Raw genomic sequence first — 14,309 nt, 5'->3', positions numbered from 1 at the left:
AATCAAATAAGAGAAAGGAACCCGAGATGCCGTTGCGGATGTTCGGTCCTTGAACCCGAAAGTCCAAGGGAATCAGTTATTATCGTTTTTAGGCTTCTTAGTCTGGCTAAGCTTGCTCACCAACAATACAGAACCAATTCAATCTATTTTTAGTATCGGCTCAGGGACGTAATCCGCTAGCGAACATCTCAGGAAATTTTGATTTATACTAACCGAATTTATCGGTGTTGACTAGTGTTAATTGGTATAAAATTCAGCTTTCGGCCTGGATTTATTGAATTTCGTAGGTCGTTTGCTGAGAGATTGTACCGGACAGAGAAATGCTTTCTAAAGAATGCGTCAACTGCTGAATCTGCGATTGTAATACGCCTTCGGTAAACTGGGTTTTTTGCTGTTCTTTCATCAGTTCAAAACTAAAGTTCAGGGCGACGATAGCCAGTACTCGCTCTACCTGCAGAATACCGGTGCGTTCTTTCATTTCACTTACCCGCTGATCTAAAATCTTTGCCGCTTCCCGTAGCGCCTCATGCTGTTCTTCCGGGCAATTTAAACGGAAAAGCTGACCTAAGAAGTTCAACTCAATAGTTTTCGATGACATATGCATTTCCACCTGTTTGCAAAAATTTCGCCCTATTATGCCATAGAGAAAATTTTTCGTCATAGAGAATAGCGAAAAGAATGGTAGAATGACGCTATCTTAAACGATAGAAAACAGCGGTAATAACAATGACTTCTTATTTAACTTTCAACCAGCAGTTGCAGGGGGCGGGGATTAGCCTGTCCGCAGCGGAGCTGCACGGTTTTATCAGCGGTTTGGTATGCGGCGGTATTGAGGACCAAAGCTGGTTGAGCCTGGTATATCAGTTTACTAATGATAATCATGCCTATCCGACGGCCTTATTGACTCGGACGGAAGCCCTTTATCGCCAAATCAAGGAGCAGTTGGCGGATATGGATTCCTTTGCTTTCGAACTCTGGTTGCCGGAGGAGGAAGATGTTTTTGTGCGGGCCGACGGATTATCCGCCTGGGCGAATCACTTTTTATTGGGGTTGGGCCTGGCTCAGCCGAAGCTAGAACTGGAAAAAGGGGAAATCGGCGAAGCCATTGAGGATCTGCACGAGATTTGCCGTTTGGGTTACAGTGAAGAGGATGACCCGGAGGAACTGATGCAGGCTCTGGAAGAAATTATTGAATATGTGCGTACCATTGCCGCCTTGTTCTATACTCATTTCCGTCCGCTAAAAAGCGCCTCTAAACCTGTGCTGCATTAAAACAAAGGAAAAAATATGACGGATTTAGCTTATATGGCGGTTATGCCGCAACATGAGTTCAGCGAACGGCGGGCCAAGCTGGCGGAACAAATGCAGGATAATTCCGTGCTGCTGGTATTTTCCGAAGTGGAAAAACGGCGTAATAACGATTGCAGTTTCCCTTTTCGTCAGGACAGCTATTTTTGGTATCTGACCGGCTTTAACGAACCTAATGCCGTGTTGCTGATACGGAAAAAACAGGGGCAACGGCAGGATATCCTTTTTTTACGTCCTTCGGATCCTTTATTGGAGACCTGGCACGGCCGACGTTTGGGGGTAGAGAAGGCGGCGGAAAAACTGGCGTTGGATCAGGCCTATGCCATTGATGAGTTTGAGGCGGTTTTTGCCCGCTTAAGTAAAGCTACGGATTGCCTTTATCATGCGCCGCAACTGCACCCCTGGGGAGATGCGCTGTTGGAAAAAAGTGCGGTTGATTTTATCCGAGTTTTTGACTGGCGCCTGATTGTTGATGAAATGCGTTTATTCAAGTCGCAGAATGAAATCGCATTAATGCAGCAGGCAGGACAGATTAGCGCCCTGGGGCATCTGCGCGCGATGCGGGAGACTCGTCCGAATCGGCCGGAATATGAAATCGAAAGTGAGCTTGTGCATGAGTTCAATCGCTTTGGCGCCCGATATGCCGCTTACAATAGTATCGTTGCGAGCGGCGACAATGCCTGCATTCTGCACTATACCGAGAATGATCGGAGCTTAAAGGACGGCGATCTACTGCTTATTGATGCCGGCTGCGAGTTTGCAATGTATGCCGGCGATATCAGCCGTACTTTTCCGGTTAACGGAAAATTCAGTCAGCCGCAACGGGAGATCTATGAAATTGTGTTAAAGGCGCAGAAACGGGCCATTGAACTGCTGGTGGCGGGAAATAGCATCCAGCAAGCCAATGATGAGGTGATTCGGATCAAAGTGGAAGGGCTGGTGAAGCTCGGAATTTTGCAAGGGGATCCGCAGGAACTGATCGCACGGGAGGCCCATCGTCAGTTCTATATGCACGGACTCGGTCATTGGCTCGGTTTGGACGTGCATGATGTGGGGAGCTACAGTAAACAGGGGGAAGCTAATAGCCGGAATAAGCGGAATCGCCCGCTGGAAGTCGGTATGGTGCTAACGGTGGAACCCAGTCTATATATTGCCCCTCAAGCGGAGGTTCCCGAGCAATACAAGGGAATCGGTATCAGAATCGAAGATAATATTTTAATCACCGAATACGGTAATAAAGTACTGACTTCGGCGGTACCGAAAGAAATATCAGATATTGAAGCGGTAATGAGCGGAAAAATCTAAGTAAAGAAGAAAAATGAAAAGGGCCGAATTTATTCGGCCCTTTGTGATCATTAGGCGGGAAGCATTAGTAATCTTCCATATAACCCAGGCTGCGTAAAGCGCGTTCGTCATCGGCCCAGCCCGATTTAACCTTCACCCATAATTCGAGATGGACTTTGTTATCAAACAGGCGTTCCATATCGGCACGGGCCTCGCTGCCAATGGTTTTTATTTTTTGTCCTTGGTGGCCGATAACCATTTTTTTCTGCCCGTCGCGCTCCACCAGAATCAGTCCGTTGATTTCATAGGTACCGCGTTCATTAACTTTGAAATGCTCAATTTCCACCGTAACGGAATAGGGCAGTTCTTCTCCCATAAAACGCATTAGCTTTTCGCGGATAATTTCCGAGGCCATAAAGCGCTGTGAGCGATCGGTTACGTAATCCTCCGGGAAATGATGAATATCCGCTCGTAGGGATTGACGTACGATTGCTTGCAGATTATTGACATTATTACCGCGCTGGGCGGAAATCGGGATGATTTCTTTGAATTCGAACTTCTGACTCAGCTCGGTGATAAACGGCAACAACTCGTCTTTATTCTTAATATTGTCTATTTTATTAATGGCTAGTACCACAGGGGCTTTAGCTTCGCGCAGTTTATTCAGCACCATTTCGTCGTCCGCATTCCAGTGGGTACCCTCAACGACGAAAATAATTAAATCCACATCACCGATAGCGCTGCTGGCGGCTCGATTCATCAGACGGTTAATGGCGCGTTTCTCTTCAATATGCAACCCCGGCGTATCAACATAAATCGCTTGATAAGGGCCTTCGGTATGAATACCTATAATGCGGTGGCGGGTAGTTTGCGCTTTACGCGAGGTAATCGAGATTTTCTGCCCTAAAATCTTATTCAATAAGGTGGATTTACCGACGTTGGGACGCCCGACGATAGCGATAAAACCGCAGTAGGTCTGAGTTGATTGAGGATTTTGCTGTTCAGCGCGATATTCTGTCATTTTATATCCAGTTGTTTTAGAATTTGTTCGGCAACGGCCTGTTCCGCTTTACGGCGGCTGCTTCCGCTACCGGTAAATGTTTGGTTGATATTGGCGATATGGCATTCAACGGTAAAAATCTGGCAATGGGCTTCACCTTGTATATTGATTACCTCATAGTTCGGCAAAGCCAGACGCTGCCCCTGTAAATATTCCTGCAAACGGGTTTTCGGATCCTTTTGATTCTCGCCCGGTTTAATTTCCTGCAGCAAGCTAACATACCATAGCCGTACCACCTGATTGGCCTGCATCAGATCACGATCTAAAGAAATAGCACCGATAATGGCTTCCACGCAATCGGCCAGAATTGAAGCGCGCCGGAATCCGCCGCTTTTCAGTTCCCCCTGTCCCAGGGACATATAATCACCCAATTCGAACTTGCGCGCCAGCACGGCGAGGGTTTGCTCGCGTACCAAAGTGGCGCGCATACGGCTTAGTTCGCCTTCGTTACATTGCGGGAATTGATGATACAGCGCTTCGGCAATAGTCAGATTTAATACCGCATCACCGAGAAATTCCAGACGTTCATTATGTTTGGCCCCGGCACTGCGATGTGTCAAGGCTTGCTTTAATAAACCGAGATCATTAAATTGATAACCGATTTTCGTCTGTAGTCTTGCTAAATTTTGCATAATTTACTGAATCTTGCGGAAGAAACGTTCGGTACGGATACCCGTTGGCCATTCTCCCTGTTGCTTATCTAAACTCAGCCAAATGAGGCTGGCTTTCCCCACGATATTTTTTTCCGGTACAAATCCCCAGAAACGGCTGTCTTCGCTGTTGTTACGGTTATCCCCCATGACGAAATACTCATGTTCCGGCACCAGCCATTCGGTAACATAATTTTCCTGTTTATCATATGCCTGATAGCGGAAGCCTTCCGAAATAGCTTCGGGGTAAAGATGAATATCGTGCTCCACATCCCCCTTTTCCGTTAGCAACAACGGATTCGGGCCGTATATTAGGCTGCCGTCGGCATTTCTACCGATCACAAAACGATAATCCGGATCGGGTTTAGGTGTGCTGTAGGTAAATTCGCGGATATGGCAATCTTCAGTACAGGCTTTGCCTTCTTTGCCATAGATGATGGTGATTTTACGTTCCAGTTCGTTATAGCGGATTCGATCGCCGCCAATCGCAACGATACGTTTAATATAATCGATATTAGGCTGAGTCGGCGCTTTAAAGACGATTACATCACCACGCTTCGGCTCGCCGGTTTTTATCAGCGTATTCTGGAAAACGGGATCCTTCAAACCGTAAGCATATTTTTCCACCACCAGAAAATCGCCGATGCGTAGGGTCGGCTCCATGGAGCCGGAAGGAATCTGGAAGGGTTCCAATACGAAAGAACGTAGGATTAAGACCAAGGTCAGTACCGGGAACAGTGAAGATAAAAATTCCGCCCCTTCAGAAATTGGTTCGATTTGTTGTTTTTCTTCTTCACTCAGGCTTTTACCGCTGCGCTGTTCCGCACGGGCTACCTGTCTTGCCCGTTTCGGCAGAACGGAAAAACGATGGTAGCACCATAAAATACCGGACAGCAGGGTCAGAATAATCAGCAGAATCGAAAAGGTATTCGGCAGCTGCATAAAGTCCAGTATTTTCCAGATGATAAAGCCTGCAATAAGTAAAATCGGCAGAAAAAATTTAGACATTCCCTTTTTCCTTATTTGTCTTTTCCTACGTGTAAAATGGCTAAAAACGCTTCCTGAGGTACTTCGACGTTACCTAACTGTTTCATTCGTTTTTTACCTTCTTTTTGTTTTTGCAGTAATTTTTTCTTACGGCTGACATCTCCGCCGTAACATTTTGCCAATACGTTCTTACGTAATTGTTTTACGGTGGAACGGGCGATAATATGGTTTCCGATAGCGGCTTGAATCGCAATATCAAATTGCTGGCGGGGAATCAGTTCCTTCATTTTTTCCACCAGTTCGCGTCCGCGGTACGGGGCGTTGTCTTTATGTACGATTAACGCCAGGGCATCGACCCGTTCGCCGTTAATCATAATATCCACCCGCACCATATCCGCCGCACGGAACAGTTTAAAACCGTAATCCAGCGAAGCATAACCGCGCGAGGTGGATTTCAACCGATCAAAGAAATCCAATACCACTTCGCCCATCGGAATTTCATAGGTCAGGGCGATTTGATTACCGTGATATACCATATTGGTTTGTACGCCGCGTTTTTCCACGCATAGCGTAATTACGTTACCCAGATAATCCTGAGGCACCAGAATATTACATTCGGCGATAGGTTCGCGGATTTGGGCGATATTGTTCAACGGCGGTAGCTTGGACGGGCTGTCTACATAGACTACCTCGCCGTTGGTTAGTTCCACTTCATAAATAACCGTTGGTGCAGTGGTGATCAGATCCAGATCATATTCCCGTTCCAGACGTTCCTGAATAATCTCCATATGCAGCAGGCCGAGAAAACCGCAGCGAAAGCCGAATCCGAGCGCCGTGGAATTTTCCGGCTCATAGAATAGGGAGGCATCGTTCAGGCTGAGTTTGCCAAGTGCGTCGCGGAAAGCCTCGTAGTCATCGGAGCTGATTGGAAATAACCCGGCGTAGACCTGAGGTTTTACCTTTTTAAAGCCCGGTAGCGCGGCGGCGGCGGGTTTATGGTGTAATGTCAGGGTATCACCCACCGGCGCCCCGAGAATATCTTTAATCGCACAAACCAACCAACCCACTTCACCGCAGTTCAATACCTGCGTGTCCACCTGTTTCGGGGTGAAAATGCCGAGACGATCCACATTGTAGGATTGTGCGGTAGACATTACTTTGATTTTATCCCCTTTGCGCAAGGTTCCGTTTTTAATTCGTACCAGAGAAACCACTCCGAGATAGTTATCGAACCAGGAATCAATAATCAATGCCTGTAACGGCGCTTCGGGATCCCCTTCCGGAGCGGGGATTTTGGCCACGATTTCTTCCAGTACATCTTCAATACCGACGCCGGTTTTGGCTGAGCAACGTACCGCATCAATTGCGTCGATGCCGACGATATCCTCGATTTCTTCCGCTACGCGTTCCGGTTCTGCCGCCGGTAAGTCAATTTTGTTCAGTACGGGGACCACTTCCAGATTCATTTCTATAGCGGTGTAGCAATTTGCCAAGGTCTGGGCTTCAACTCCTTGGCCGGCGTCTACCACTAATAATGCCCCTTCACAGGCCGCCAATGAGCGGGAAACTTCATAGGAGAAGTCGACATGTCCGGGGGTATCGATAAAGTTCAGCTGATAGTCTTCGCCATTTTTAGCCCGGTAGTTCAGGGTAACGCTTTGTGCTTTGATAGTGATGCCGCGCTCGCGTTCCAGCTCCATCGAATCCAGTACCTGTTCTTCCATTTCGCGATCGGACAGACCGCCGCAGGTTTGAATCAAACGATCCGATAAGGTGGATTTGCCGTGATCGATATGCGCGATAATTGAAAAGTTACGAATATTCTTCATAAAATAAATAAGTTGTTCCGCTAAAAGTAAATAAAATCAAACTGAAAGATTGTACCCGAAAAGGCTAAAAATCGCTATATTTGGGCGTAAAAGAGCGGTGGATTTCGGCAATATTTTTTGCGCCGGAAGTTTATCCGCAGGGCGGAAGGCTTTTTAGCGACAGCGACAAAAACAAAACCCCGGAATTCCGGGGTTTGTCATTGAGTTAAATATCCGATTACAGGCTTTCGGTGAAAGTACGGGTAATAACATCACGCTGCTGTTCCGGCGTTAATGAATTGAAACGTACGGCATAACCTGAAACGCGGATAGTTAGCTGCGGATAGTTTTCCGGGTGTTTTACCGCATCTTCTAAGGTTTCGCGACGTAATACGTTAACATTCAGATGCTGACCGCCTTCAACTTTTACCGTCGGAGCTACATCGACAGGTAATTCGCGATATTCGATTTGACCTAATTCGCTGATAGCAACGATCTGATCTTCTTTGAATTCACCTTTGGCACATAAGCAGCGGGCTTCGCCTTTATCGCTGTCCAATAACCAGAATGAATTTAATAAATTGTCATTTGCAGCTTGAGTAATCTGAATACCTTTAATCATAAAGTGCCTCCCTTTGGCTGGATGAATATAAATCGTTTAATTGCTGTGCAGTCTATCAAAATATTTGATCTTTTCAACTATTTTTGAGGGGGATCAAATAAAATTTTTATAACATTTTGGGTAAATTGATATTAGTCAAAATTTATTATGAGTCTTTGAATCTTAAATAAAATTATTTAACATTAAATTAACATTTTGGCGCTGTCGCTATGTTGTCATTCGCTGAAGGGATAATATGCATAGATTAAAACTTTATGTATATTTTCGCCATATTGTTGTGTCGAAATTATCCGCTTATTTTGACAGAACGCCGACAATTTATAAAAAATCCCCGTACTTTATTGAACATAATTTTCTTTCGTTCTAAAATTCCACGATTTGTCCGAAAATAACAAAGAAAAGGAATAGACTATGAAACTTGTCGAAGTTAAACACCCTTTGGTGAAACATAAATTAGGCTTAATGCGTGCCGCCGACGTTAGCACTAAAGCGTTTCGCGAATTGGCAACGGAAGTGGGCAGTTTGCTGACTTACGAAGCCACCTCGGATTTGGAAACGGAAACCGTAACGATCGAAGGTTGGTGCGGTCCAGCGGAAGTGGAGCGGATTAAGGGCAAAAAAGTTACCGTAGTACCTATTTTACGTGCGGGTTTAGGTATGATGGACGGCGTTTTGGAACATATTCCGAGTGCGCGTATCAGCGTTGTGGGAATGTATCGTGATGAAGAAACCCTGGAGCCCGTGCCTTATTTCCAAAAACTGGCCAGTGATCTGGAAGAGCGCTTAGCTATTGTTGTGGATCCTATGTTGGCCACCGGCGGTTCGATGATTGCCACCATAGATTTGTTAAAACAAAAAGGCTGCAAACAAATTAAAGTTCTGATTTTGGTTGCGGCGCCGGAAGGGATTAAAGCTCTGGAAAAAGCTCATCCGGATATTGAAGTATATACCGCTTCCGTAGATAGCCATTTAAATGAAAACGGCTATATTATTCCGGGTTTAGGCGACGCGGGCGATAAAATTTTCGGTACTAAATAAGCGTAATTTTTCAAGTTAATTTAATCAGCGAGTTAAAACTTAAAATGACAACACAGACACAGGCGCCGACTCAGGCGCAAAGCAGCGTAAAACAAGCCTTTGTCGGCTTACAGATGTTATTTGTAGCCTTCGGGGCGTTGGTTCTGGTTCCTCTGATTACGGGACTGGACGCCAATACCGCCTTGTTAACGGCGGGGATAGGAACCTTACTTTTCCAACTTTGTACGGGTAAGCAGGTTCCTATTTTTTTAGCCTCTTCTTTTGCCTTTATTGCGCCGATTCAGTACGGCGTGGCAACCTGGGGCGTTGCGGTAACCATGGGCGGACTGGCCTTTGCCGGTTTGGTATATGTGGCTTTAAGCCTATTGGTGAAATTACGCGGCGCCGAAGCTCTGCAGCGTATTTTTCCGCCGGTGGTGGTCGGGCCGGTGATTATTATTATCGGCATGGGGCTTGCTCCGGTGGCGGTAGATATGGCACTGGGAAAAAACAGCGCTTATTCGTATAACGATGCGGTGTTGGTATCCATGGTTACGTTAATTACCACCCTGATCGTTGCCGTATTTTCCAAAGGCATGATGAAGCTGATTCCAATTATGTTCGGCATTGCCGTCGGTTATATACTGTGTCTGTGGTTAGGAGTGATTGATTTCCAACCGGTACTGGACGCTCCTTGGTTCAGCCTGCCGCAATTTACCGTACCGGAATTTAAGTTGGAAGCGATTCTCTATCTGCTGCCCATAGCCATTGCGCCGGCAGTGGAGCACGTCGGCGGAATTATGGCGATCAGTTCCGTAACCGGGAAAGATTTTATTAAAAAACCGGGCCTGCATCGTACCTTGTTGGGGGACGGCGTAGCGACGGCGGCGGCTTCATTGATCGGCGGGCCGCCGAATACCACCTATGCGGAGGTTACCGGTGCGGTGATGCTGACCCGTAATTTCAACCCGAATATTATGACCTGGGCGGCGATTTGGGCCATTGCCATTTCCTTCTGCGGTAAAGTCGGCGCTTTTTTATCCACTATTCCGACCATTGTTATGGGCGGAATTATGATGCTGGTATTCGGCTCTATTGCCGTAGTCGGAATGAGTACCTTGATTCGCGGCAAGGTGGATGTTACCGAAGCGCGTAATCTGTGTATTATTTCCGTGGTCATGACATTCGGTATCGGCGGAATGTTCGTGAATTTCGGTGAAATTTCATTAAAAGGCATCAGCCTGTGTGCCGTGGTTGCCATTATATTGAATTTGATTTTGCCGAAAGCGAAGAATCAAGTTATTGAAGAATAATTAATAAAAAATCGGGCTTAGTGCTTTTTAAGCCCGATTTTTTCGGCTATATTCGAAACCGTCCTCTATTCATTCTCAGATAAGGCGCTGATAGGGGGAAAGTGCGGTGGAAATCAAACGGTTTTTTTGAATATCAAAGCCGCACGCTAAAGGCGTGGCTATTTTAATGCAGACTTCAGGATATTTTTTTGTTAGATAACCAACTTCCGTTACCTATTCATCAAATTGATGACGATAGTCTTGATAATTTTTTTGTCGGCGGCAACAGTTTGCTGCTCGCTTCTTTACTTAAAAATCTGGAAAAAACCGAACAACAGTTTTTTTATCTCTGGGGCACGAGAAGCTGTGGTAAAAGCCATTTGCTCAAAGCCATTTCTAACCGGGTGTTGACGGAAGGGCGCCCCGCCATTTATGTCCCTCTGAGTAAATCCCGTTATTTTTCTCCCGCAGTACTGGAAAATCTGGAGCGCCAAGACGCCGTATGTCTGGACGATTTACAGGCGGTGGTCGGTCAGCCGGAATGGGAAATTGCTATTTTCGATTTATTTAACCGTATCAAAGAGGGAGGCCGTACCCTATTGCTGATCAGTGCGCTGCAATCACCTCATGCCTTACCCGTAGAATTGCCGGATTTAGCCTCGCGCTTAATGTGGGGCGAGATTTATCAGCTGCATGAATTGAATGACGAGCAAAAAATTCGGGCCTTACAACAGGACGCCCGCCGACGGGGTATCGAGTTGCCCGATGAAACGGCGAGCTTTCTGCTTAAACGCCTGAAGCGGGATATGAAAACCCTGTTTGAGGCACTGTTGCGGCTGGATAAAGCCTCTTTGCAGGCGCAGCGTAAGTTGACAATTCCCTTTGTAAAGGAAACTCTGGGATTATAACAGGAACAGCGCTTGCACAAGAATGCGCTTAAATATTCGTTGCGGCAGAGTGCGCTTTTTTCAAGGTCTGGCCGAGAGCGATAAAAAGGGAATTTTACTCCCCGGGCGGGAACGCCGGTACGACGTTCCCGATAATCACGAAAAAGGGTAAAATCATAAGCGCTGTTTTTCTCCGCCGAAGGTATCCAGCAGATTCTCGGTTAGTTTCGACAGTTCTCCGCTCATCAATACGAAATCCGCATCAAAGCGCTGGGCAAAATCCTCTTTCAAAATATCATCGTTTTTTTCTCGGATCATATCGGCGAATTTTAGCCGTTTTAGGCTGCCGTCTTCGGCGAGAAGAAAGCTTAGGTGTTCGTCCCAGTCCAGCGCCAGCTTGGTAACGATTTTGCCCGCTTGCAGATGCGAGAAAATTTCGTCGCTGTCCAATGCCTGCTGTTTACAGCGGATAATGCCTTTGTCTTCTGTGCTGCGCAGTTCTGCTTCTTCCAAAGGGGTCAGCCAGGCGGGAATATTTTGTTCTTTTAACCAGTTTGTCATTACTGCGCTAGGTTCCGTAGCGAAAGCCAGAGGAACGACAGGCAGGGAACCGAGGGATTTACGCAATAATCCCAGCGCTTCTTCCGCTCGTTTGGCCGAAGCTGCATCCACATAAATCAGGTTATTTTCACCGTCGATCCAGAGGGCGGTTTGCTGATTTTTGCTGAATGCTCGCGGCAGTAGGACGGAAATTACATCTTCTTTCAGCGCCTGTTTTTCGGTTTTTTTCAGTTTGCGGTTTTCTTTCTGTTCCAATTGATGGATACGGTTTTCCAGTTCGCGTTTAACCACATGGGCCGGTAAGATTTTTTCTTCTTTATGAGCCAACAATAAAATCTGCTTTCCTACCGTAAAATACAATAATTCTGAGCCGCGTAAAGGCGCATTCCAACCAAATTTGCTCATATCCGACTGATTGCAGGGATGATAAGCGCATGACGCCAGTTTTTGCTGCAGGGCGTCGGGCGCCCAGTCCAGGGTTTTGGTCAGGCGGTAAATCATGGCGTTTTTAAACCAATACATTTCTGCTCCTTGTGATGTAAACGAGTAAATTTATGCCGGACTGTATTGTACCTTAATTCGGATACGGAATCCGCATAACTTGCAGCAAACCTTAGGTAGAAAAAATCCGCTGAAAAAACACCGCACTTGCGGATCTTCTCTTATTCTATTGCTTTTGCAGCGAGGCGCTATGCTATCAATTCCCGCTTAAAGGGAGTAAAATGCCCTGATTAAAAAGGGCGGCCGAGTATAGGCTCGGGCAATGGGAGATTAGGACGAGAGGGGCGTTATGCAGCATAAATTCATCACTTTTATCGGCGGCGGTAATATGGCGCAGGCCATTATATTCGGACTGTTACAACAGGGATATCCGGCCCATAAACTGATGGTTTGCGATCCTAATCCTTCCCGGCGTGATATTTTTGCCGCCCGAGGGATAATGGTTTCCGATAATAATATTGAGGCGGCAATCCGAGCGGAAGTTGTCCTGCTAGCGGTAAAACCGCAGATGATGGAGGCTGTCTGTTTGCCGTTACAGGCGGTGGATTTCAGCCATAAGTTGTTGATTTCCATCGCCGCCGCTATCTCGCTACAAAGGCTGCATGATTTATTACCTTCGGCGGCTAATATTGTCCGAGTGATGCCGAATACACCGGCTCTGGTTTCCGCCGGAATGTCGGGGTTATTTGCCGCACCTTCGCTGGCGCAGGATTTAAAAGATTTTGCCGAAGCTTTACTGGCGGCGGTAGGAAAAACCTGTTGGCTGGCGCAGGAGTCCGATATGCATAAGATCACGGCGGCCTCCGGTTCCAGCCCGGCATACTTTTTTGCATTTATGGAAGCGATGCAGCTTATGTTGATGGATTCTGGTATTGATGAGAATATGGCGCGCTTGTTGGTTCAGCAGTCCGCATTAGGTGCGGCTAAAATGGCGGAGCAGAATCCGCAGATCTCCTTATCTCTGTTGCGTGAAAACGTAACCTCAAAAGGCGGCACTACGGCGGCGGCCTTGGCGGTGTTTAACCGTTGCGGGCTTGATGATATGGTAAAACAGGCCATGGCAGCCTGTATCGCCCGTTCACAGGAAATGGAAAAATTGTTCTGATGCGCATATCTCCTTTTACCTGGATGGCTTTAAGCTTTTTCGGTTATTTTTGTGCTTATGGCGTTTTTGTTCCCTTTTTTCCGGTTTGGTTGAAATCCTTGCAGTACGGTGAAGAGTTAATCGGGTTGATTCTGGCATTATCCTATGTTTTTCGTTTTATCGGCGGAATTTATTTTGCCGCCTTGGTGAAAAAGGCCGCCCATTTGCCTGCCGGATTAAGAATTTTTGCTCTGCTCAGTGCCTTGCTGATGGTGATTATCGGCCTTTCGGCACAACAGATTTATCTGTTACTACCGGTGATTATGCTGTTTGCTATGGTGAATTCTGTGGGTATTCCCCTAGGGGATACCCTTGCCACCACCTGGCAACGACAAATTGGTCTGGATTACGGCAAGGTACGTTTAATCGGCTCCGCCGCTTTTGTAGTTGGCGTTACCCTATTCGGTAACGCCATAGGCATATTCGGCGAACAAAATATTGTCTGGATTTTGACCGCTCTTTTATTTTTGTACAGCTTATTGCAAGTACCGACCCCCGCCATATTGCCGGCGGATGAAAACCATGCTGCTCAAAGTACGGGCGGATTTTTCAGCTTATTGAAAGATCCGGTGGTGTTACGTTTGCTGATTGCAGCTTCGCTGATTCAGGGTTCACATGCGGTTTATTACGGTTATAGCGTGATTTACTGGACCGAGCTCGGTTTTTCAGTACAAAGTACCAGCTTGCTGTGGGGGCTGAGCGTAGTGGCGGAAATTCTATTATTTTTCTTTTCCACAAAACTGTTTAAACATTGGCGAGTTAGCGCATTATTGTATTTATCTGCGGCGGCAACCTGCGTACGCTGGTTGGTATTCGGTTACGGCGAGAGCCTGTGGCTGATCGCTTGCTTTCAAACCTTGCATAGCTTGAGTTATGCGCTGTGCCATTATGCGGTGATGCGTTATATCACCACTCGCCCGCAGCATACCATGGTAAAACTGCAGGGACTATATAACGGTTTTGCAACCTGTGCCGCTGTTGCTCTGTTTACCGCCTTGGGCGGTGCGATTTTTGCCCTTTCTCCTTCTGCGGCATTCTGGACCATGGCTGCGGTTTCCGCTTCGGCATTATTGATTATTCCGCCGAAAATCAAAGGGTTTTTAATTAATCAGGGTTAGTTTTATTGCCTCAAAAGCGGAGATTCGCTTCTTAGGTTGCCGAGGATAGGAGATTTGCGCACTGGAATTC

14 protein-coding genes and 1 other RNA gene are annotated in these 14,309 nt (G+C 46.7%); 7 read left to right on the top strand and 8 right to left on the bottom strand.

The window, feature by feature from the left end:
- Positions 1-14: 14 nt before the first annotated feature.
- A non-coding RNA gene (gene ssrS, locus EDC45_RS05850) (6S RNA) lies at positions 15-198 on the bottom strand.
- 73 nt (positions 199-271) lie between these two features.
- Positions 272-598 (bottom strand): cell division protein ZapA, encoded by a 327-nt coding sequence (locus EDC45_RS05845; RefSeq protein ID WP_133544406.1) that lies wholly within the window; start codon positions 596-598, stop codon positions 272-274.
- A 128-nt stretch (positions 599-726) separates the two neighbouring features.
- On the opposite strand from EDC45_RS05845, the gene EDC45_RS05840 reads away from it, so the two are divergent.
- Both EDC45_RS05840 and pepP read left to right on the top strand, forming a co-directional pair.
- Positions 727-1,272 (top strand): YecA/YgfB family protein, encoded by a 546-nt coding sequence (locus tag EDC45_RS05840; protein WP_133544404.1) that lies wholly within the window; start codon positions 727-729, stop codon positions 1,270-1,272.
- Positions 1,273-1,287: 15 nt separating this feature from the next.
- Complete coding sequence (pepP, locus tag EDC45_RS05835; RefSeq protein WP_133544402.1) at positions 1,288-2,613, top strand: Xaa-Pro aminopeptidase; 1,326 nt, start codon at positions 1,288-1,290, stop codon at positions 2,611-2,613.
- A gap of 64 nt (positions 2,614-2,677) precedes the next feature.
- Here pepP and era read toward each other — a convergent pair whose 3' ends face one another.
- The 5 genes from era to grcA form a co-directional block, all read right to left on the bottom strand.
- The gene (gene era, locus EDC45_RS05830) at positions 2,678-3,613 is read right to left on the bottom strand and encodes a GTPase Era (RefSeq protein ID WP_133544400.1); all 936 of its coding nucleotides are present in this window, start codon (positions 3,611-3,613) and stop codon (positions 2,678-2,680) included.
- Positions 3,610-4,284, bottom strand: coding sequence for a ribonuclease III (gene rnc / locus EDC45_RS05825; protein WP_133544398.1), 675 nt, complete (start codon positions 4,282-4,284; stop codon positions 3,610-3,612). The genes era and rnc overlap by 4 nt, the downstream gene beginning before the upstream one ends.
- A 3-nt stretch (positions 4,285-4,287) precedes the next feature.
- Positions 4,288-5,310, bottom strand: a complete 1,023-nt coding sequence (lepB, locus tag EDC45_RS05820) for a signal peptidase I (RefSeq protein WP_133544396.1) — start codon at positions 5,308-5,310, stop codon at positions 4,288-4,290.
- 11 nt (positions 5,311-5,321) lie between these two features.
- Positions 5,322-7,118: a translation elongation factor 4 gene (lepA, locus tag EDC45_RS05815; protein ID WP_133544394.1), complete on the bottom strand. Its 1,797-nt coding sequence runs from the start codon at positions 7,116-7,118 to the stop codon at positions 5,322-5,324.
- 217 nt (positions 7,119-7,335) lie between these two features.
- Positions 7,336-7,719 carry an autonomous glycyl radical cofactor GrcA gene (gene grcA, locus EDC45_RS05810; protein WP_133544392.1) on the bottom strand — a complete coding sequence of 128 codons (384 nt, stop codon included), beginning with the start codon at positions 7,717-7,719 and terminating at the stop codon, positions 7,336-7,338.
- Between the two features lie 411 nt (positions 7,720-8,130).
- On the opposite strand from grcA, the gene upp reads away from it, so the two are divergent.
- From upp to hda, 3 genes are all read left to right on the top strand, one after another.
- The gene (upp, locus tag EDC45_RS05805; protein WP_133544390.1) at positions 8,131-8,757 is read left to right on the top strand and encodes a uracil phosphoribosyltransferase; all 627 of its coding nucleotides are present in this window, start codon (positions 8,131-8,133) and stop codon (positions 8,755-8,757) included.
- A gap of 44 nt (positions 8,758-8,801) precedes the next feature.
- Entirely contained in the window at positions 8,802-10,049 is a 1,248-nt protein-coding gene (locus EDC45_RS05800) for a nucleobase:cation symporter-2 family protein (protein ID WP_133544388.1), read from the top strand.
- 188 nt (positions 10,050-10,237) lie between these two features.
- The gene (hda, locus tag EDC45_RS05795) at positions 10,238-10,936 is read left to right on the top strand and encodes a DnaA regulatory inactivator Hda (protein WP_133544386.1); all 699 of its coding nucleotides are present in this window, start codon (positions 10,238-10,240) and stop codon (positions 10,934-10,936) included.
- A 153-nt stretch (positions 10,937-11,089) separates the two neighbouring features.
- Here hda and rdgC read toward each other — a convergent pair whose 3' ends face one another.
- Positions 11,090-11,998 (bottom strand): recombination-associated protein RdgC, encoded by a 909-nt coding sequence (rdgC, locus tag EDC45_RS05790; RefSeq protein WP_133544384.1) that lies wholly within the window; start codon positions 11,996-11,998, stop codon positions 11,090-11,092.
- A 268-nt stretch (positions 11,999-12,266) separates the two neighbouring features.
- On the opposite strand from rdgC, the gene proC reads away from it, so the two are divergent.
- Together proC and EDC45_RS05780 are read left to right on the top strand one after the other, a co-directional pair.
- Positions 12,267-13,082 carry a pyrroline-5-carboxylate reductase gene (proC, locus tag EDC45_RS05785; RefSeq protein WP_133544382.1) on the top strand — a complete coding sequence of 272 codons (816 nt, stop codon included), beginning with the start codon at positions 12,267-12,269 and terminating at the stop codon, positions 13,080-13,082.
- Positions 13,082-14,239, top strand: coding sequence for a 3-phenylpropionate MFS transporter (locus EDC45_RS05780; RefSeq protein ID WP_133544380.1), 1,158 nt, complete (start codon positions 13,082-13,084; stop codon positions 14,237-14,239). Before proC ends, EDC45_RS05780 begins: the two co-directional genes overlap by 1 nt.
- Positions 14,240-14,309 lie beyond the last annotated feature (70 nt).

The sequence above is a fragment of the Mesocricetibacter intestinalis genome, assembly GCF_004363295.1.
In the GTDB taxonomy this organism is placed as follows: domain Bacteria; phylum Pseudomonadota; class Gammaproteobacteria; order Enterobacterales; family Pasteurellaceae; genus Mesocricetibacter; species Mesocricetibacter intestinalis.
The sequence above is the reverse complement of the archived record's forward strand: the minus strand, read 5'-3'. Positions and strand labels throughout refer to the sequence as shown.